General features: G+C 60.7%; 13 protein-coding genes. 10 read left to right on the top strand and 3 right to left on the bottom strand.

Features of this window, described 5'->3' with window-relative positions:
* Window positions 1–17: 17 nt before the first annotated feature.
* Window positions 18–608, bottom strand: a complete 591-nt coding sequence (locus BW686_RS11330; RefSeq protein WP_084916663.1) for a phage tail protein — start codon at window positions 606–608, stop codon at window positions 18–20.
* Between the two features lie 366 nt (window positions 609–974).
* Between BW686_RS11330 and BW686_RS11325 the strand changes: the two genes are divergently transcribed.
* The 7 genes from BW686_RS11325 (at window position 975) to BW686_RS11295 (ending at window position 16,710) form a co-directional block, all read left to right on the top strand.
* Window positions 975–1,811, top strand: coding sequence for a sulfotransferase family protein (locus tag BW686_RS11325; RefSeq protein ID WP_084916661.1), 837 nt, complete (start codon window positions 975–977; stop codon window positions 1,809–1,811).
* 139 nt (window positions 1,812–1,950) lie between these two features.
* Window positions 1,951–9,729: an Ig-like domain-containing protein gene (locus BW686_RS11320; RefSeq protein WP_084916764.1), complete on the top strand. Its 7,779-nt coding sequence runs from the start codon at window positions 1,951–1,953 to the stop codon at window positions 9,727–9,729.
* Window positions 9,730–9,821: 92 nt separating this feature from the next.
* Window positions 9,822–11,315 (top strand): TolC family protein, encoded by a 1,494-nt coding sequence (locus BW686_RS11315; protein ID WP_179149247.1) that lies wholly within the window; start codon window positions 9,822–9,824, stop codon window positions 11,313–11,315.
* 316 nt (window positions 11,316–11,631) lie between these two features.
* The gene (gcvH, locus tag BW686_RS11310; RefSeq protein WP_084916655.1) at window positions 11,632–12,015 is read left to right on the top strand and encodes a glycine cleavage system protein GcvH; all 384 of its coding nucleotides are present in this window, start codon (window positions 11,632–11,634) and stop codon (window positions 12,013–12,015) included.
* A 10-nt stretch (window positions 12,016–12,025) separates the two neighbouring features.
* Entirely contained in the window at window positions 12,026–14,890 is a 2,865-nt protein-coding gene (gene gcvP / locus BW686_RS11305) for an aminomethyl-transferring glycine dehydrogenase (RefSeq protein WP_084916653.1), read from the top strand.
* Window positions 14,891–14,967: 77 nt separating this feature from the next.
* A complete protein-coding gene (gcvT, locus tag BW686_RS11300) occupies window positions 14,968–16,092 on the top strand; it encodes a glycine cleavage system aminomethyltransferase GcvT (RefSeq protein ID WP_084916650.1) in 1,125 nt (374 codons plus the stop codon).
* A 405-nt stretch (window positions 16,093–16,497) separates the two neighbouring features.
* Entirely contained in the window at window positions 16,498–16,710 is a 213-nt protein-coding gene (locus BW686_RS11295) for a cold-shock protein (protein ID WP_005891387.1), read from the top strand.
* A gap of 152 nt (window positions 16,711–16,862) precedes the next feature.
* Here BW686_RS11295 and lptG read toward each other — a convergent pair whose 3' ends face one another.
* On the bottom strand, window positions 16,863–17,924 hold the full coding sequence (lptG, locus tag BW686_RS11290; RefSeq protein ID WP_084916648.1) for an LPS export ABC transporter permease LptG: 1,062 nt from the start codon (window positions 17,922–17,924) through the stop codon (window positions 16,863–16,865).
* Window positions 17,911–19,038, bottom strand: coding sequence for an LPS export ABC transporter permease LptF (gene lptF / locus BW686_RS11285; protein ID WP_084916644.1), 1,128 nt, complete (start codon window positions 19,036–19,038; stop codon window positions 17,911–17,913). Before lptF ends, lptG begins: the two co-directional genes overlap by 14 nt.
* A 318-nt stretch (window positions 19,039–19,356) precedes the next feature.
* On the opposite strand from lptF, the gene BW686_RS11280 reads away from it, so the two are divergent.
* Genes BW686_RS11280 through BW686_RS11270 form a run of 3 tightly spaced genes read left to right on the top strand, consistent with a single transcriptional unit; the run spans window position 19,357 to window position 21,786 of the window.
* Window positions 19,357–20,847 (top strand): leucyl aminopeptidase, encoded by a 1,491-nt coding sequence (locus BW686_RS11280; RefSeq protein ID WP_084916642.1) that lies wholly within the window; start codon window positions 19,357–19,359, stop codon window positions 20,845–20,847.
* Window positions 20,848–20,906: 59 nt separating this feature from the next.
* Window positions 20,907–21,335: a DNA polymerase III subunit chi gene (locus BW686_RS11275; RefSeq protein ID WP_084916639.1), complete on the top strand. Its 429-nt coding sequence runs from the start codon at window positions 20,907–20,909 to the stop codon at window positions 21,333–21,335.
* A gap of 7 nt (window positions 21,336–21,342) precedes the next feature.
* Complete coding sequence (locus tag BW686_RS11270; RefSeq protein WP_084916636.1) at window positions 21,343–21,786, top strand: DNA polymerase III subunit chi; 444 nt, start codon at window positions 21,343–21,345, stop codon at window positions 21,784–21,786.
* Window positions 21,787–21,850 lie beyond the last annotated feature (64 nt).

The raw sequence follows: 21,850 nt of genomic DNA, 5'->3' as shown, positions 1-21,850 counted from the left end.
CCCTGGGCGCGAACAACTCAACTCCGGCTTGGATAAATCCCTTGCAAGGCAATGCTGAAGTTCACGACCAGAAAAGGATTCATGCTGTCGAGAGGCAAGCTTCCGCCAACGGACTGCATGGTTCCACTGACGGCGGTGGTGACACCTTTTTGCACGACAGGCGTTGTTCCGGCACTGGGCGAGAATATATTGGCGGACATTGGCCCGGAGGTGGAAGCGCCTATAAACGCATTGTCGGTGGTTGGCGCAATGGTCGCCCCGGTGACTGCCGGGTTGGCCAGATTAATCGTGGTGGTCGCTGTCAGCGTGCTCAGTGCGTGTACATGAGCAGGCATGTTGGCGATGGCTACCGTTACCTTCTCAACCCCTGAAGCAGCGCCCATCACACGCGGAGTGAGGTTGGTGCCGGAGCCCTGATTGACCGGCACCCGACCCTGCAAATTGGGCACCATGAAGGTTGACGAACCGTTACCTCCGTACGTGCCCCCCAACAGTGAATACAAGGCCTGATACTGGTTGATGTTCAATGTTTGTCCGTTGCATTGCGCCCAGCCTGAAGGTGCAAAATCAAAACCAAACATCATGATTGAACCCATAAAAACTTCCATACGCCCTCATCCTTCTTATGTCATGTCATGGGAAAAGTCGATCCATCCGGGCACTGTCCCGAGTGGCCACGTGAGAGCGTAGACGCAGTTTTCAAGGTGTGATTGTTTTCGCACTGCGCCGTTATTGATCGCACATCCAGTGACGCTGGGCTGTTACCTGTCAAAAAGTTCATTACCGTTCATCTGATAATCATCATTTCAACCGCGACATGACCCAATAAAACCGGGCAGACGGCTGCTTCATCCGCTTTTTTCTTCGCTGATGGCCTAAAGACATGCGGACTTGTGTCGAACTCTTGGCATATAACTGCATTGTGTTACACGGCTCGAACACTGATATGAACCGTTGTTTTCCGGGGCGCAAGGATGCAAAAATTTCACTTTATCGCAGGGCTGCCACGATCAGGGTCCACCCTGCTTTCGGCCATTCTTCTGCAAAACCCGCGCTTTCATGCCGGCATGAGCAGCCCTGTCGGTTCATTGTTTTCCAGCGTTCTGGGCCAGTGCAGCGCGGGCAGTGAATTCTCCTCAGTGATCAATACCGACGTGCGTCGCCGCTTGTTGCGTGGGATTTTTGAATCCTATTACGCCGACAAGGCCGACAAAGACGTCGTATTCGATACAAACCGCGGCTGGAGCTCGCGACTGCCCGCGCTCATGGACCTGTTCCCGCAGAGCAAAATGATTGCCTGCGTACGCAATGTCGCCTGGGTGATGGACAGCATTGAACGCCTGTACCGCGCCAACCCTTTCGAAAACACCAAGCTGTTCAACGATGACGTCGAGCGCAACACGGTTTACAGCCGGGTCGAGACGCTGGCGCAACGCAACCGCCTGGTGGGCTTTGCCTGGGCATCGCTCAAGGAAGCCTATTACGGCGAACATGCCGACTCGATCCTGTTGATCGATTACGAACTGCTGTCCCAGGCCCCGGACCGCGTCATCAGGCTGGTCTACGACTTCATTGAAGAGCCGTGGTTTGAACACGACTTCAACAACCTCGCTTATGACGCCCCGCAGTTCGATGACGCACTGGGCGTCTCCGGCCTGCACAAGGTCAAGCCGCGCATTGCGCTGGAAACAAGGCCCACGATCCTGCCGCCAGACCTGTTCGAGCAGTATTCAACGTTGTCGTTCTGGAATGACGGGTCTGCCAGCGCAGCCAATGTCATCCGCATGAAATCAGACGCCGTGGTCAATTGATCGCGGTTTTATCAGTCCTAATGTTCGATCTCTGGTGAGCCGCATGTGGTGGAATAAACAAAAGTCGCGGACTGCAACGCGGGCACCGTCGAGTGCAACCTCCCCCGTTTCCCCCATGATCATGTCGCTCGAGCCGCGCATGCTGTTCGACGGTGCGGTCGCGGCCACCGTGGCTGAAGCGACCCAGCCGGACAGCCAGCCGACGCCGGACGCGTCGGCCAAGAGTGCCGAACAGGCCAACAGTGCCACCGACCATCACGCGCAAGGGCAGGCCTCTTCGGACGTTGCCGTCACGCCTGCTGCGGTGCCCGGCACCACCGTTGTGTTTGTCGACTCACGGGTGAAGGACTCGGCCAGCCTGCTGGCGGGCGTTGCACCTGGCGCACAAGTGGTCGAACTGGACGCCACCAAAGATGGCCTGCAACAGATTGCCGATTACCTTGAATCCCATCAGGGCGTCAGCTCGGTGCAGATCATTGCGCACGGTAACGCCGGCGACCTGTGGCTGGGCAACAGTTATGTTTCTGCTGACAACATCGCGCAGCGCAGCGCTCTGCTGGCCGAAATCGGCAATGACATGAACGCCGGCGGCGATATTCTGATTTACGCCTGCAACACCGCCGAGGGCGACACCGGCCTGAGCTTTGTCGACTCGCTGGCCACCCTCACCGGCCGAGACGTTGCGGCGTCCACCAACCGCACCGGGGTGGGTGGCGACTGGGATCTGGAGATTGCCACCGGCAACATCGAAAGCGTCAGCGCCCTCTCGCAACAGTCGATGGATGCCTACCAGTGGGGGCTGGCAACCTTCACCGTGACCTCCACCAGCAACACCGGCGCAGGCAGCTTGCGTGAAGCGCTGACCAATGCCCAGAACGGCGATATCGTGACCTTTTCGAGCAGCATGACCGTTGCGTTGCAAAGCCAGCTGGTGGTCAGCAAAAACATCACCGTGGATGGCGACCTGAACAACGACGGCGTCGCCGACGTCACCCTCGACGGGCAGAACAGAACCAGTGTCATCCGGGTCAACTCCGGGGTGACGGCCACACTCGACGGCGTGATCATCACCCGAGGCGTGGCCAGCACGGCGGGCGCAAACAGCGGCTCGGCCATTTCGGCCTCTGATGCGCTGGGCGGCGGTATCAACAACGCCGGCAACCTCACGCTGCGCAACGTCACGGTGACTGCAAACGCGGCAGCAGGCGGTGGCGGTGGTGGCGGTGTCCTCTCGCCCACCGTAGGGGGTGGCGGCGGCGGTGGCGGCGGCATCGGCGGGCAGAACGGTGCTACGGGTGGCAGTGCCGGGGCTTACACTCCTACTGACCCGTCAGCCAATAGCGGTGGCGACGGTGCATCATACGACCCTGCTTTTCTGAGTGGTAAGGGCGGCAATTCTGCGGGCGGCGGCGCCGGGGCCGTTGGCGCTTCCGGGTACACCAACGGTGGCGCAGGCGGTACTGCGACCAGCGGCGGACGCACCATCGGTGGCGGTGGCGGCGGTTCGGGCTTTGACGCCAGTGGCGGCAGAGGCGGATCAGCCGTCGGCGGCATTTACAACGCATCGACCGGCACGCTGGCGATCATCGGCACGTCGACCATCAGCAGCAACATCGGTGCAGGCGGTGGCGGCGGCGGTGGCGGCACGATTGGCGGCAACGGCGGCCGTGGTATCGGGGCGATCTGGAACAAAGGCACAGTCAACATCACGTCCGGCAACAACGCGGCCTTGACCGGCAACGTGGGTGGCAGCGGATCTGGCGGACAAGCGACCAGCGGCGGCACCAATGGCACCTCGCCTAACGCCGTCAATGACATCTTCAACGACGGCGGCACGCTCAACGCTGCCTATACCTCTGACACGACTGCACCAACGGGCACCAGCATCGTGATTGCCAATACGTCGCTGAGTTCGGGCGGCACATCGCTGGTCACCTTCACGTTCAGCGAGCCGGTCTTCGGCCTGGAAATCTCCGAAATCACCGTGCCCAACGGTACGTTGAGCAACCTGGTGACCACCAACAACATCACCTGGACAGCCACTTTTACGGCCTCCAGCGATACCTCCGACAGCTCCGATGCCATCAGCCTGTCGTTATCGGCAGTGCAGGACTCTGCCGGCAATATCGGCACCGGGACAGTGACCTCCAACAACTACGCAGTGTCCGACACCGTTCCGCCGACAGTGACTGTTGTGGTAGCAGACACCGCACTGGCGGCGGATGAAACATCACTGGTCACCATTACGTTCAGTGAAGTGGTCACCGGCTTCGACAATGCCGACCTCACAGTGGCCAACGGCACATTGACCGCTGTGAGCAGCAGTGACGGCGGCAAAACCTGGACCGCCACCCTGACGCCGACCGCCAACCTGACCAGCACCGCCAACCAGATCAGCCTCAACCGGGCAGGCGTGCAGGACCTGTCCGGAAACACCGGCTCAGGCGCTGCCACGTCCAACAACTACGCCATCGACACAGCGCGCCCGACCGCAAGCATTGTGCTGGCCGACAACGCGCTGAGCATCGGTGAAACCTCGCAGGTCACCATTACCTTCAGCGAAGCGGTGACGGGTTTCACCAACGCGGACCTGACCGTTGTCAATGGCACCCTGAGTACCGTGACCACCAGCAACAACATTGTCTGGACCGCGACGTTCACCCCGACCAACAACATTACCGACAGCACCAACGTCATTACTCTGGCCAACACAGAGGTGACCGATGCGGCGGGCAATACCGGGGCGGGCACCACAGACTCGAACAATTACGCCATCGATACCCAGCGCCCGACTGCAAACATTCTGGTAGCGGACGCCAACCTCACGGCGGGTGAAACCTCGCTGGTCACCATTACCTTCAGCGAGGCCGTCAGCGGTTTCACCAATGCCGACCTGACGGTGCCCAACGGCACCTTGAGCACCGTCACCAGCAGCGACGGTGGCGTCACCTGGACGGCGACCTACACGCCGAATAACAACGTAAGTGACACCACCAACCTGATCAGCCTGAATAACGCTGGCGTGGCTGATCTGGCCGGTAACGCAGGCTCCGGCACCAGCAACTCGGGCAACTTCACCATCAATACTGTGCGCCCGAGCGCTACCGTGGTCGTGGCCGACAGCACCCTTTCTGCTGGCGAAACCTCGCTGGTCACCATTACCTTCAGCGAAGCCGTCAGCGGCTTCACCAACGCCGACCTGACCATCGCCAATGGCACCTTGAGCGCCGTGAGCAGCAGCGACGGTGGCATCACCTGGACCGCGACCCTCACGCCAACCGCCAACGTGACCGATACCACCAACCTGATCACGCTCAATGCAAGCGGCGTCGCCAACGCTTCCGGCAACGCAGGCACTGGCACCATCAGTTCCAACAACTATGCCATCGACACTCAGCGCCCGACGGCCAGCATTGTGGTGGCCGACAACGCGCTGGGCATTGGTGAAACGTCGCTGGTGACCATCACCTTCAGCGAAGCGGTCAGCGGTTTCACCAATGCCGACCTGAGCATCAGCAACGGCACACTGAGTACGGTCAGCAGCAGCGATGGCGGCATCACCTGGACCGCCACCCTGACGCCGACCACAGGGGTCAACAGCAACAGCAATTCGGTGAATCTGAACAACGGCGGCGTCACCGATCTGGCGGGCAACGCCGGCAGCGGCCTGAGCACGTCGAACAATTACGCCATCGACACGGTACGCCCGACTGCCAGTATCACAATGTCGGACAATGCCTTGACCGCAGGTGAAACCTCACTGGTGACCGTCACCTTCAGCGAGGCCGTTGTCGGCTTTACCAACGCCGACCTGAGCGTACCCAATGGCACCTTGAGCGCTGTGAGCAGCAGCGACGGCGGTATCACCTGGACCGCGACCTACACGCCAAATGCCAATGTCGCCGATACCACGAACGTGATCACGCTGAACAACACGGGCGTGACCGATCTGGCAGGCAATATCGGCAGCGGCACGACCGATTCCGGCAATTTCACCATTGCCACTCAGCAGCCGACCGCCACCGTCGTGGTCGCCGACAGCGCGTTGTCTGTGGGCGAAACCTCGCTGGTCACCATCACCTTCAGCGAAGCGGTCATCGGCTTCAACAATGCCGACCTGACGGTCGAGAACGGTACGTTGAGCACCGTCAGCAGCAGTGACGGCGGTATCACCTGGACGGCGACCTTCACGCCGACCGCAAACGTGACCGACGCAAGCAACCTGATCACCCTGGACAACACCGGCTTCACCAACGGCTCGGGCGTGACCGGCAGTGGTGTCACCTCCTCGAACAACTACGCCATCGACACCCTGCGCCCGACGGCCAGCATTGTGGTGGCCGACAACGCGCTGGCCATCGGTGAAACGTCGCTGGTGACCGTCACCTTCAGCGAAGCGGTCAGCGGTTTCAGCAATGCCGACCTCGTAGTGGCCAACGGTACGTTGAGTGCGGTGAGCAGCAGCGACGGAGGCCTGACCTGGACGGCAACGCTCACGCCGTCAACGGGTGTCACAGACAGCAGCAATCTGGTGACCCTGAACAACGCGGGTGTCACTGATCAGGCAGGAAACGCAGGCACCGGGCTGACCGTCTCCAACAATTACGCCATCGACACGGCACGCCCGACCGCCAGCATCGTGGTTGCGGACAGCGCGTTGTCTGTGGGCGAAACCTCGCTAGTGACCATCACCTTCAGCGAGGCCGTCAGCGGCTTCAACAACGCAGACCTGAGCGTTGAAAACGGGACGTTGAGCGCGGTCAGCAGCAGCGACGGCGGTATCACCTGGACCGCCACCTTCACGCCGACCCTCAATGTCGCCGACAGCATCAACCTGATCACGCTGAACAACGCCGGCGTGGCGGACCTGGCGGGCAACACCGGAAGCGGCGTCACCACCTCCAACAATTACAGCATCGACACCAACCAGCCGACGGCCACTGTCGTGGTTGCTGACAATGCGCTGTCGGTGGGTGAAACCTCGTTGGTGACCATTACCTTCAGCGAAGCGGTCAGCGGTTTCAACAACGCAGACCTGACGGTCGAGAACGGGACGCTGAGCGCAGTCAGCAGCAGCGACGGCGGCATCACCTGGACCGCGACCTTCACGCCAACGGCGAACGTCACCGATACGAGCAACCTCGTGACCCTGGACAACACCGGGTTCACCAATGCCTCAGGCAACACCGGCAGCGGCGTCACGGCATCGAACAACTATGCCATCGACACCCAGCGCCCGACGGCGACCATTTTGGTGGCCGACAATGCGCTGGCCATCGGTGAAACCTCGCAGGTGACCATCACCTTCAACGAAGCGGTCAGCGGTTTCACCAACGCAGACCTGAACATCAGCAACGGTACCCTGAGCGCGGTCAGCAGCAGCGACGGCGGCATCACCTGGACCGCGACGCTGACCCCGACCGCAGGCACCACCAGCGCCAGCAATTCGATAGCCCTGAACAATGCCGGTGTGACTGACCTGGCAGGTAACGCCGGCAGCGGCCTGACCCTGTCCAACAATTACGCCATCGACTCGTCACGCCCGACCGCCAGCATCGTGGTCGCGGACAGTGCGCTGGGCGCCGGTGAGACCTCACTGGTCACGATCACGTTCAATGAGGCGGTCAGCGGTTTCGATAACAGCGATCTGAGCGTACCGAACGGCACCTTGAGCGCCGTCAGCAGCAACGACGGCGGTATCACCTGGACCGCGACGTTCACACCCGGCGCCAACGTGAATGCCAGCACCGGGCAGATCAGCCTGAACAGCGCCGGTGTCACTGACCTGGCGGGTAACGCCGGCAGCGGCATTATCAGTTCGGGCAGTTTCACCGTCGACACGACCAGACCTTCCGCCACCATCGCGATGGCCGACAATGCCTTGTCCGCAGGCGAGACGTCTCTGGTCACGTTCACGTTCAGCCAGGCCGTCAACGGCTTCAGCAATGCCGACCTGACCGTCGCCAACGGCACATTGAGCACAGTCAGCAGCAACGACGGTGGCATCACCTGGACCGCGACCTTCACACCAACTGCAAACGTGACCGATGCGAGCAACCTGATCACGCTGGATAACAGCGGCGTTACCAATGCTGCGGGCAACACCGGCAGCGGCACCACGGCATCGAACAACTACACCATCGACACTCAGCGCCCGACGGCGACCATCGTGGTCGCTGACAATGCGTTGGCCATCGGTGAAACCTCGCAGGTGACCATCACCTTCAGCGAGGCGGTCAGCGGTTTCACCAACGCCGACCTGACCGTCGCCAACGGCACATTGAGCGCCGTCAGCAGCAGCGACGGCGGTATCACCTGGACCGCAACGCTCACCCCGAACGCAGGCACCACCAGCAGCAATAATGCCGTGACGCTCGATAACAGTGGCGTCGCGGATCTGGCCGGCAACGCAGGCAGTGGCACGACCCAGTCCAATAGTTACGGCATTGATCTGGCCCGGCCAACCGCCAGCGTTGTTATTGCGGACAGCGCCCTGTCGGCAGGCGAAACGTCACAGGTGACCATCACCTTCAGCGAAGCGGTCAACGGTTTCAGCAATGCCGACCTGACCGTCGCCAACGGCACGCTGAGCACGGTCAGCAGCAACGACGGCGGTATCACCTGGACCGCCACCTTCACGCCCAATGCAAACGTGACCGATGCGACCAACCTGATCACGCTGGATAACACCGGCATCGCCGATGCATCGGGCAACACCGGCAGCGGCACCACGGCATCGAACAACTACGCCATCGACACTCAGCGCCCCACGGCGACCATTACCGTCGCCAATCCGAACCTGGCCATCGGTCAGACTTCGCTGGTGACCTTTGCCTTCAGCGAGCCAGTGACCAATTTCGACCTCTCGGACATCAGCGTAGGCAATGGCACGCTGTCCAGCCTGAGCAGCAGCAACGGCGGCCTCACCTGGACCGCGACCCTGACGCCGGATGCCAATGTCACCACTGCGCCCAGCAATTTCATCGTTCTGGACAGCGGCAGGCTCAACGATCTGGCGGGTAACGCAGGTACAGCCGTTGCCCTGTCCAGCAACTACAGCATCGATAACCAGCGTCCGACAGCGACCGTCTCCCTTGCCAATCCGAACCTGGTAACGGGTCAGACATCACAGGTGACGTTCGCTTTCAGCGAGCCGGTGAACAATTTCACGCTGTCGGACGTCAGCGTGGCCAACGGCACGCTGTCCAACCTGAGCAGCGGCGATGGCGGCACCACTTGGACCGCGACCCTGACACCGACCGCGAACGTGACTGACCCGAGCAACTTCATTGTGCTGGACAGCAGCACGGTGACTGATCGGGCGGGTAACGCCGGCACAGGCATCGCGCTGTCGCCCAACTACGCCGTCACGACCACGTCGCTGTCGGGAGACCCGCAGTTCCGGGTCGACGCGCCAGCACCGTTGGTCAACACACCGAATCTGCCGCTGCAGCCGGCACTGTTCGGTCCGCCAACGGGCAACCTGGGTTCGCCTTTGAGCTTCTCACCGTTGTTCGAACAGCGCACCACCGGCGGCGGCCTGCCGCCTGTGGGCAACATCTTCATCACCAACCGTGCGCTGGCACCGAGCTTTATTGCCCAGGTGTTCGACTCCAGCAGCGTCGGCGGGCCAGGCTCCGGTTTTACAGGCTTCAACAGCGGAGAAGGCAGCGTGTTCGGCACCAGCACGCTGTCGACGCTGTTTTCTCGCGAATCTGCGACGGACACCTCGACAACGGGCGCCTTCGACAGCGCTGGCAGCAACGGCCTGCGGGACTCGTCACAGAGCATCCAGGCAGGATTCGGCGCGCTGACCCTGGGTCAGCAGTTGCAACAGATCACCGATAACGAGCAAGAAAAACTGCGCGCACTGGCATGGGCTTTAGGGGAAGTCGGTGTCAGTGAAGCGCAAGCCTGAAACAGGGTTTAGTAATGCGCCGTTCCTGTACGGCGCTCATAAAAAAGAATGCGGTAGCTAGGGGCGGTCGGAGCATGAAAAGAAGTCAGAAGTTGTTCAGCATCAGTCTGCTGGCGCTGGTAGTGAGCGGTTGCGCTGTCACCAGCCAGCCTATCGACCGAAGCGTCAGCGAGCAGCGCGCCAAAAGCGACCTGCAACTGATGTACAGGGATCAGGAGCCACTGAACGGTGCCTTGACCCTGCATCAAGCCATGGCCCGCGCGGTGAAGTACAACCTTGAAGCGCGCCTGAAAATCATGGAAGAAGCACTGGCCAAGCGACAACTGGACCTCGCCAGCTTCGACATGCTGCCGCGCATGGCGCTGTCGGCAGGCTATGCCGGACGCAGTAACGTCAGCGCATCCAGCAGTGAAAGTGTTCAGACCGGCACCCAGTCCCTCGAACCGTCGACCTCGCAGGATCGCAGCCGGCGGGTCGCTGACCTGACCATGGTGTGGAACGTACTGGACTTCGGCGTCAGTTACATCAGCGCCAAACAGCAAGGCGATCAGCGTCTGATTGTTCAGGAACGACGCCGCAAGGTGATCAACACAATCGTTCAGGACGTCCGATCAGCCTATTGGCGTGCCGTGGCCGCCGAGCGCATGCTCAAGCAGATCGACAACCTGATGGCCCGCGTCGAGAAAGCGCAGGACAACAGCCAGAGCATGAGCGAGCAGCGCGTGGGGGATCCGGTCCAGGCGCTGGGTTATCAACGTTCGCTGATTCAGGCCACGCGCCAGCTGGAAGAACAACGCAAGGCGCTGTCACTGGCCAAGACCGAACTGGCCACGCTGATCAATCTGCCGATGGGCACCGATCTGAAACTGGCGACCCCGGACGATTACTCGATTCCGGAACTCAAGGTCGATATGGCACGCCTGGAAACCGAAGCACTGGCCAGCCGCCCCGAGCTGCGCGAACAGGACTACCAGACACGCATCAGTTCCGCCGAAACCCGCAAGGCCATGCTGCGCATGCTGCCTGGCCTGGAGTTCTCGGCGGGCGGTCATTACGACAGCAACTCGTTTCTGGTCAACGACAAATGGGCTGATCTGGGTGTGAAAGTCACCTGGAACCTGTTCAACGTTCTTTCCGCACCGGCTGCCATCGACGTGGCCAAAGCGGGTGAAGAAGTCGCAACCGCGCGTCGTCAAGCCATGTCCATCGCCGTGCTGGCCCAGCTCTACGTCGCCAACGCCAATTACAACGAGGCGCTGCGCCAGTTCAAAACCAGCCAGCAGTTGTCGAACATCGACAGCCAGATCGTCGGGCAACTGCGTAATCGTTATCAGGCCGCCGGCATCGGTGAGCTGGATCTGATTCAGGGCGAACTCAACACCCTGCAGGCTGACCTGCGCCGCGATCTCGCGTACGCCGATCTGCGCAATGCTTACGGTCAGATCTTCGCGAGTGCGGGTCTTGATCCGCTGCCGTCAGAGCTTTCTTCCACCAAAGTTCAGGCTATTGCAGCGGCCTTGAATTCACGTGAGTCTCAGTGGGAAGCAGGCAATATTTCCGTAGCGGCTGCCGCACCCAAGCCGTAAGGCTCCGTATGAATGGACATCCGGCAGCGCGCGAGCGCTGACTGGATGCACCCTCCCCGCCCGAAACGAAATCGTTCCACCGTAACGATTTCATTCCAATCTGCCTGGGTCCGCCCGTATCAAGGCCTTGATCAGGCAAGCATTTTCAAAAGCCTGACCCGTGTAGCGATTTCGCTACAGCCAATCGCATCAAAATCGCGCAACATAAAGTCAAGCCATTGATTTAAAACGATAAATAAAAGATGGCCGCTAAATTGCTAAGCATTGACTCATATTGCTCGCGTTCTGCGCGAGCCCTGTTTTCCGAGGAGTATGTATGAGCGAGTTGCGATTCACCGTTGACCACGAATGGCTGCGTGCCGAAACCGACGGCAGCATTACAGTCGGTATCACGCCCTACGCTCAGGAATCGCTGGGCGACGTGGTCTTTGTGCAACTCCCGGAATTACAGACCTACACTCAACACGCCGAAGTGTCTGTGGTGGAATCAGTCAAAGCCGCCAGCAGCATCAACATGCCGCTGGACGGTGAGGTCGTCGAGGTCAATTCCGCGCTCGATGCCACACCGGAACAGGTCAACGAAGACGCCTTGGGTGCAGGCTGGTTCTTTCGCTTCATCCCGCAAGATGCCGATGCCATCCACGGCCAGCTGGATCAGGACGCCTACGACCGCCTGATCAAAGCCAACGCCGAAGCCTGAGGAGCGAGCCATGACTGACCGTATTCAACTGACCACCGCCAACGAATTCATCGCCCGTCACATCGGCCCGCGCGCCGACGATGAACTGGCCATGCTGCAAACGCTGGGTTTCGACTCCATCGAAGCGCTGAGCGAAAGCGTCATCCCGGAAAGCATCAAGGGCACCAGCGTCCTGAACCTGCCGGCCGGGCAGAGCGAAGCCGATGCGCTGGCGTCCATCAAAGCCATCGCCAGCAAGAACCAGTTGTTCAAGACTTACATCGGTCAGGGCTACTACAACACTCACACACCGGCCCCGATTCTGCGCAACCTGCTGGAAAACCCGGCCTGGTACACCGCGTACACCCCTTACCAGCCCGAGATATCCCAAGGTCGCCTGGAGTCGCTGCTCAATTTCCAGACGCTGATCAGCGACCTGACCGGCCTGCCGATTGCCAATGCCTCATTGCTGGACGAGGCCACCGCGGCTGCGGAAGCAATGACCTTCTGCAAGCGCCTGAGCAAGAACAAAGGCAGTCAGCAGTTTTTCGCCTCCAGCCACTGTCACCCGCAAACCCTCGATGTCTTGCGCACGCGTGCCGAGCCACTGGGCATCACGGTCGTGGTGGCTGACGAAACCGAGCTGGGCGATGTCAGTGATTACTTCGGTGCGCTGCTGCAGTACCCGGCCAGCAATGGCGACATCTTCGATTACCGCGAGCTGGTCGAGCGCTTCCACAGTGCCAACGCGCTGGTGGCTGTCGCCGCCGACTTGCTGGCCCTGACCTTGCTGACTCCGCCGGGTGAGTTCGGTGCCGACGTGGCCATCGGCAGCGCCCAGCGCTTCGGTGTGCCGCTGGGCTTCGGCGGCCCGCATGCGGCCTACTTCTCGACACGCGATGCGTTCAAGCGCGACATGCCGGGCCGTCTGGTCGGCGTGTCAGTAGACCGTCACGGCAAGCAGGCACTGCGCCTGGCCATGCAGACCCGCGAGCAGCATATTCGTCGCGAAAAGGCCACCAGCAACATCTGCACCGCGCAAGTGCTGCTGGCCAACATTGCCAGCATGTACGCCGTGTACCACGGCCCGCGCGGCCTGACACAGATTGCCAACCGGGTTCACCAGTTGACGGTGATTCTGGCCGAAGGCCTGAGCCAGTTGGGCCTGAAAGCCGAGCAAGCCTTCTTCTTCGACAGCCTGACCTTGCACACCGGCAGCAAGACCGCTGCATTGCACGCTGCCGCCCGCGCCCGCCACATCAACCTGCGCGAGATCGACGACCAGCGCCTGGGCCTGTCGCTCGACGAAACCGCGTCGCAGTCGGCCGTCGAAGCACTGTGGGAAATCTTCGCCGGCGACGGTCAGAACACTCCGGACTTCGCCGCACTGGCGGACAGCGCCCAGTCGCGCCTGCCTGCGGGCCTGCTGCGCGAGTCGGCCATCCTCAGTCACCCGGTGTTCAACCGCTACCACTCTGAAACCGAACTGATGCGCTACCTGCGCAAGCTGGCCGACAAGGACCTGGCGCTGGACCGCACCATGATTCCGCTGGGCTCATGCACCATGAAGCTGAACGCTGCCAGCGAAATGATCCCGGTGACCTGGGCCGAGTTCGGCAACCTGCACCCGTTCGCCCCGGCCGAGCAAAGCGCCGGTTACCAGCAATTGACCGACGAGCTGGAAGCCATGCTCTGCGCGGCCACCGGTTATGACGCTATTTCGCTGCAACCCAATGCCGGTTCTCAAGGCGAATACGCAGGCCTGCTGGCGATCCGCGCCTACCATCAGAGCCGCGGCGATGAACACCGCGATATCTGCCTGATCCCCTCGTCAGCCCACGGCACCAACCCCGCCACCGCCAACATGGCCGGTATGCGCGTGGTGGTGACGGCCTGCGATGCACGCGGCAACGTGGATATCGAAGACCTGCGCGCCAAGGCTGTTCAGCACCGCGATCAGCTGGCAGCCATCATGATCACCTACCCGTCGACCCACGGCGTATTCGAAGAAGGCATCCGCGAGATCTGCGGCATCGTTCATGACAACGGCGGCCAGGTCTACATCGACGGTGCCAACATGAACGCGATGGTGGGCCTCTGTGCGCCGGGCAAGTTCGGCGGCGACGTGTCTCACCTCAACCTGCACAAAACCTTCTGCATCCCCCACGGCGGCGGCGGCCCCGGCGTTGGCCCGATCGGCGTGAAGTCGCACCTCGCACCCTACATGCCCGGCCACGCGCGCATGGCGCGCAAGGAAGGCGCGGTCTGCGCTGCGCCATTCGGCAGTGCCAGCATTCTGCCGATCACCTGGATGTACATTCGCATGATGGGCGGCGAAGGCCTCAAGCGCGCTTCGCAACTGGCGATTCTCAACGCCAACTACATTTCGCGTCGCCTGGAAGAACACTACCCGGTGCTGTACATCGGGACCAATGGTCTGGTTGCCCACGAATGCATCCTTGACCTGCGTCCGATCAAAGACAGCAGCGGCATCAGTGTCGATGACGTGGCCAAGCGCCTGATCGACTTCGGTTTCCATGCCCCGACCATGTCGTTCCCGGTTGCCGGAACGTTGATGATCGAGCCGACCGAAAGCGAGTCCCGAGAAGAACTAGACCGGTTCTGCGACGCCATGATCAAGATCCGTGAAGAAATCCGCGCGGTCGAGAACGGCACGCTGGACAAAGACGACAACCCGCTGAAGAACGCGCCCCATACCGCAGCTGAAATCGTCGGCCAGTGGAGCCACCCTTACAGCCGCGAACAGGCCGTGTACCCGGTCGATTCGCTGATCGAGAACAAATACTGGCCTCCGGTCGGGCGTGTCGACAACGTCTTCGGCGACCGCAATCTGGTCTGCGCCTGCCCGTCCATCGAGAGCTACCAGGAAGCCTGATCGCCCGCTGCCGTCCTGTGCCATTTGTCCTGGCACAGGACGGCAGCGCGACATGGCTCGCCAATAAGGAATTGAATATGTCCACAGAGAAGCTGCTGACGACTCCATTGCACGCCCTGCACCGCGAACTCGGCGCCAAAATGGTGCCTTTCGCCGGTTACGACATGCCCGTGCAATATCCGGCGGGTGTGATGAAAGAACACTTGCACACCCGCGCGCAGGCCGGGCTGTTCGATGTCTCGCACATGGGGCAGATTCGCCTGAGCGGTGCAGAGGCTGCCAAAGCGCTGGAAACCCTGGTGCCGGTGGACATCATTGATTTGCCGGTCGGCATGCAACGCTACGCAATGTTCACCCACGAGACGGGCGGCATTCTCGATGACCTGATGGTTGCCAATCTCGGCAACGATCAACTGATGCTGGTGGTCAACGCTGCGTGCAAGGATCAGGACCTCGCTCACCTGCGCAAGCACCTGGCAGGTCATTGCCAGATCGAACCGTTGTTTGAAGAACGCGCCCTGCTCGCACTGCAAGGTCCGGCCGCAGTGACCGTGCTGGCACGCCTTGCACCCGAGGTCGCAGGCATGACCTTCATGCAGTTCACCAGCGTCATGCTGCTGGGCGTTCAGTGCTACGTCAGCCGCTCGGGCTACACAGGCGAAGATGGCTACGAAATTTCGGTGCCTGCGGAGCACGCTGAAGCCTTGGCGCGCCGCTTGCTGGACGAGCCGGAAGTGGCGCCGATTGGCCTGGGCGCACGTGATTCGTTGCGCCTGGAAGCAGGCCTGTGCCTGTACGGTCATGACATGGACACGACAACCACGCCGATCCAGGCCAGCCTGCTCTGGGCGATATCGAAAGTGCGACGCGCTGATGGCGCACGCGCCGGAGGATTTCCGGGAGCCGAGCTGATTTTTGCTCAGCAACGCACCGGCGTGGATAAAAAACGCGTCGGCCTGCTGCCCCAGGAACGCACCCCGGTGCGCGAAGGCACAGAGGTTGTCGACGCGCAGGATAACGTTATCGGCACCGTGTGCAGCGGCGGCTTTGGCCCGAGCCTCGGCGGCCCCTTGGCAATGGCTTATCTGCACAACGATTACACCGCGCTGGAGACACTTGTCTGGGCAATGGTGCGCGGCAAGAAAGTGCCAATGCGGGTCACCCCCATGCCCTTTGTTGCGCAACGTTACTTCCGCGGCTAAATAAAGGCGTCAAAAAAACAGCCTTATACCTGCCAACAGAATCACTGTTTCCTGCGACGTGCGTCAGCCGGAAACAGTGCAATCCATATGCAAAATATGCACCTATAAAGTGCAAAATGTTATATCGCCTCCGGGGTTGCACTGTATGAGTGAAGGCGAGCCTGACTGCGCCAAAGCCCCCGGAAACAGGGGTGTCAGACGGTGAAACAGCAGGGGCTTGTTTTTGTAACGAGAGTTGGCGTAGAGTTTCCGAACTGTGTTTGCATGGGTCGCTGAATCTGGGCCTGGGCAGTAGCTCTAGGTTTGCTACAACCCGCTCTACGTTTCTTACTTCCTGCAACCAGCCCCAGTCCTCTTTCGTGCGAGAGAGGCTGTCACTAATGAAGCGTCAAAGGAATTAAGATAATGGCTGAACGTCAGAGCGGTACCGTCAAGTGGTTTAACGACGAGAAAGGTTTTGGTTTCATTACGCCTGAGAGCGGTCCAGACCTGTTCGTACACTTCCGCGCCATTCAGGGCAACGGCTTCAAGAGCCTGAAAGAAGGCCAGAAAGTGACCTTCGTTGCCGTGCAAGGTCAAAAAGGCCTGCAAGCCGACGAAGTTCAGGCCGAAGGCTAAACACCCCGGACTCCGGTTGCACACCAAAGCCTCTGGCATCGCTGCCAGGGGCTTTTTTGCGCCTGTTCGAAGGCCGCATCCGTTGTCGAACCGTACAGCGAGCGCCCATGAAAAAGCCGACTCAAGGTCGGCTTTTTCAATCCGGCGACACGTTACCCGGCGCGGCGCAACAACAGCACCCCGGCCAGCGCACAAGCCGCCGCAGGCAGCAGCACCGCCAGCAATGGAGGGAAGCCGAACAACAGGCTCGACGGACCGAGCAGGTCCTGGATGATGCGGAAGGTGAAACCGACCACAACCCCCGTGAACACACGCTGCCCCAAGGTGACCGAGCGCAGCGGGCCGAAGATGAACGAGATCGCCATCAGCACCAGCGCCACAGTCACTGCGGGCTGCAAGACCTTGGTCCAGAACGCCAGCCAGTAACGGCCATTGCTCAGCCCCTGATCGGCCAGATAATGGGCGTAGCTCCAGAGCCCGCTGATCGACAGCGACTCGGGCGGCATGATCACCGTGCTCAACAGTTGCGGGCTCAGCGACACATCCCAGCGCTCTTCCGGTGTATTGATGACTTCCGTGCTGCCGTCATTGAAATGCGTGGTGCTGACGTCCTTCAATTCCCAGTAATCGGTCTTGAAATGCGCCTCTTTGGCAAAGCTCGAGGTCAGCATGTGGCGCTGATCATCGAAACGATAGCGCGTCACGCCCAGCATCAGGCCATTGGGCTGCACGGTGTTGATGTGGATGAACTCGTCACCCTGACGATGCCACAGGCCGTGCCTGGCGCTCTGGGCGTCACCCGAACCCTGGGCCAGCGAACGGGCTGCCTGCGCCTGGTTTTCAGCGTAGGGCGCCACGTATTCACCGACCAGCACACCGGCGACCATCAGGAAGAGCATTGGCTTCATGACCGCCCAGACGATGCGCCCGATGGACACGCCTGCGGCGCGCATGATGGTCAGTTCGCTGCTGCTGGCCAACGAGCCCAGGCCGATCAGGCAGCCGATCAGGGCCGCCATCGGCAGCGTGTCATAGACGCGCCGCGGTGCGGTCATCATGACGTAGCTGAGGGCGTCCACCAGTGTGTAGGTGTCATTGATGTCGCCCATCTCGTCAATGAAGGCGAACAGCGAGACCAGTCCCAGAATGATCCCCAGAACCGCGAGGATCGCCAGAAATACGCTTTTACCGATGTAACGATCAAGCTTGACCACGAGTCACCTCCGTGACGCTACGACGACTCGCCATCTTCAGACGCAGAGGCTCCCAATAGAACAACAACAGACCGATGCACAGGTAAATGCCGTGAACCCACCACATGCCCAGGCTGAGGGGCAGCTTGCCCTTCTCCAGCGAACTGCGCACCGAGATCAGAATGGCCAGATAGGACATGTACAGCAGGATGGCCGGCAGCAGTTTCAGGTAGCGACCCTGACGCGGATTGACCCGCGACAGCGGAATCGCCATCAACGTCACGATGAACACTGACAGCGGCAATGAAATGCGCCACTGCAGCTCGGCAACATTGCGCGGCGTGTTGCTGCCGAACAGCTCGCTGGTCGGGATCGCCTCGCGGTCGGTGATTTCTTCGCTGATTTCAGGCTTGGGCAACGCCGCCCCGTACGTGTCGTACTTGACCACACGGTAATCGGCGGCGCCCGGGTTGCCGTCGTAGCGGTAGCCGTTTTCAAGGATCAGGAAGCGGCTGCCATTGGGCTGGACTTCCTGGTGCCCCTTCTCGGCGACCAGCACGGTGATGCCGTTGTCCTTGCTCTTGTCACTGGACATGCGCTTTTCGGAGATGAAAACGCCACCCAGTTGCGAACGGTCTTCCGACAGCTCTTTGGTGTAGGTAATCCGCGTACCGTCGCGTAACGCCTGGAAACGACCCGGCACCAGCGTATCGAACTCGGTCATGGCGTCCTGCTGATTGATCAGCAGCGAAAACTGGGTAGCGCCCTGCGGAGCCAGGCTGAAGCTCAGCCAGGCGACCAGCAGACCGACCAGCACAGCCGGCCCCATGCTCATGGCAAGCAGGCGCTGCTGGCTCATGCCGGTTGCGGCCAGCACGGTCATTTCGCTTTCCAGGTACATACGGCCGTAAGCCATCAGGATGCCAAGGAACAGGCCCAGCGGCAGGATCACCTGCAGAAAGCCCGGCAGGCGGAAGCCCATGATCATGAACAGCACACCCGGATCAAGCGCACCGGAAGCGGCTTGCGCCAGGTACTTGATGAAGCGCCCGCTCATGATAAACACCAGCAGCACGGCGCTGATTGCGCTCAGGGTAAGCAGCACTTCTCGGGACAGATAACGGAAGACAATCAAACCAGACACTCCAGAGTTGTCAGGCTCAGGCAGCCAAACAGGGAAAATTGTGAGCCACGGCAACCAGACATTCACGCCGGCAGAGGGCGTGGGCATCAAAAAATATGCGGCATTATCCTGTGAATGTATGTTTCTGTCACTGCGCACCGGGGATAGTTCGCACATACAGGCAAAGCAGGCGGCTCTACGGGGTTGTCAGCAGTCGTGCAGCGGGGTCAAACTGCAAGGCTTATCGCAGGCGTCGCCCTTGAAACACTCAGGCCATGCTGCGTTCATCATTCATATTTGCGACTCTCATCGCCTATTCGGGGACCCCACATGGAATTGGTTGTTAAAAGCGTAAGCCCAGAAACCTTGAAAACCGCAACACTGGTGGTCACCGTCAGTGAAAGCCGTGTACTGGTTGGCGCTGCGCAGACGGTCGACATCCTCAGCGGCGGGGCCATTTCCGCTGTCCTGAAGCGCGGCGACCTGGTGGGCAAATCAGGCCAGAGCCTGTTGCTGTCCGGCCTGCCCAACATCAAGGCAGAACGCGTGCTGTTGATCGGCACCGGCAAAGACGGCGATCTGTCGGACCGCCAGCTGAAGAAAATCGTCAGCGGCGTCCTGACCGGCCTCAAAGGCCTGGGCGGCAGCGATGCTGCGATTGTGCTCGATGACCTGTCCGTGAAAAACCGTGACACCTACGGCAAGGCTCGCCTGCTGGTCGAAGCACTGGCCGATGGCGAATACGTCTTCGACCGCTTCAAGACCCAGAAAGCCGAAGCACGCCCACTGAAGAAAATCACCCTGCTGACCGACAAGGTCAGCGTGGCCGATGTCGAGCGCGCCGCTGCTCACGCGCAAGCGATCGCCACCGGCATGGCACTGACCCGCGACCTGGGCAACCTGCCGCCGAATATCTGCCACCCTGTCTACCTGGGCGAAGAAGCCAAGGCATTGGGCAAGGCGCACAAGAATCTCAAAGTGGAAGTCCACGACGAGAAAAAACTCGCCGAGCTGGGCATGGGTTCATTCCTCGCAGTGGCTCAGGGCAGCGCCCAGCCACCCCGCCTGATCGTCATGAACTATCAGGGCGGCAAGAAAGCCGACAAGCCCTTCGTGCTGGTCGGTAAAGGCATCACCTTCGACACCGGCGGCATCAGCATCAAGCCTGCTGCCGGCATGGACGAGATGAAGTTCGACATGTGCGGCGCTGCCAGTGTGTTCGGCACCCTGCGTGCCGTGCTGGAACTGAAACTGCCGATCAACCTGGTGTGCATTCTGGCCTGCGCCGAGAACATGCCAAGCGGCACCGCCACGCGCCCGGGCGACATCGTCACCACCATGAGCGGCCAGACGGTCGAAATCCTCAACACCGACGCCGAAGGCCGTCTGGTGCTGTGCGATGCCCTGACCTATGCCGAACGCTTCAAGCCTCAGGCCGTTATCGATATCGCGACCCTGACCGGCGCGTGCGTCGTTGCGCTGGGCGGCCACACCACCGGCCTGCTGGGCAACAACGATGCGCTGATCAATCAGTTGCTCGACGCAGGCAAACTGGCTGATGACCGTGCATGGCAACTGCCGCTGTTCGATGAATACCAGGAACAACTGGACAGCCCGTTCGCCGACATCGCCAACATCGGTGGCCCGAAGGGCGGCACCATCACCGCCGCCTGTTTCCTGTCGCGCTTCACCAAAGCTTATGAATGGGCGCACCTGGACATCGCCGGCACGGCCTGGCTGAGCGGCGGCAAGGAGAAAGGCGCCACCGGGCGTCCGGTTCCGCTGCTGACCCAATACCTGCTCGACCGCGCAGGCGTTTAAGTACAACAACCCTGACGTATCGGGTTCACCCCCGATACGCCACCGGTTCCGGACCGCCCATGACTCAAGTCGACTTTTACATCCTGCCCAGTGCCGACCCTGCCGCACGGCTGGATTTTGCCTGCAAACTCACGGAGAAAGCCTGGCGCCTTGGTCACAAGGTCTATCTGCACTGCAGCGATGCCGCGCAGCGTGAAGACCTTGATGCCCGGCTCTGGCGCTTCAGGGGCGAAGTGTTTTTGCCCCACGGGGATGCCGAAAGCGATCACGATGCTCCAGTGGTGCTGGGACTGGGCGACGACTCGGGCGCTCACGAGGACTTGCTGGTCAACCTCGACCTGAGCATTCCGGCGTTTTTCACACGCTTCGCCCGCGTGGCCGAAGTGGTTGTCGAAGACCCGGCCATACGCCTTGCGGCACGCGAGAGTTTTCGTTCCTACCGCGAACGGGGCTATCCTCCGCAAGATCACCGACTGCAGCGTCTTTGAGGACACGATGGACACTTCAAAAAAAGCTGGATCCGCGCATTTGCTGGACGACCTTGAATCGATCCGCCAATTGCTCGGCGATGACGCCACCCAACCTTCGCAACTGACCGATGCGGTTCATCGCGAGGGGCAAATTCCGCTGTTGTTCGATATGGTCGGTAACCGGCCTGAATCGACACATCACGACGACTTCGACGAAGACGATATCCCGACCCTGACGCCCGATGCGCCTCATGCGCCGGTCGAGCAGGTTCAGCAAGCCCAACAGGCGCCTCAGGCTCCAACGCCGCCCAACCCCGATGCGCTGCTGAAACTGGACAGCGACCTGCGTGCCGCCGCACAGTTGATCATGCAAGACGTGATTGATGACTTTGCACCGCACATAGAGACCGAAATCAAACGTCGGCTGGAGGCAAGGCTGGAGCGGTTATTGGCGCAGCAGCCGAAGTGATGGGTGTGGTTTGACAACGGGTTCGGACGGTTACCACTCTGCCATCAAGGCATGAGTACCGAAC

The organism is Pseudomonas syringae, from assembly GCF_002157375.1.
GTDB classification, from domain to species: domain Bacteria; phylum Pseudomonadota; class Gammaproteobacteria; order Pseudomonadales; family Pseudomonadaceae; genus Aquipseudomonas; species Aquipseudomonas syringae_T.
Note: the sequence above shows the minus strand (reverse complement) of the source record. Positions and strands in the feature narration are given on the sequence as shown.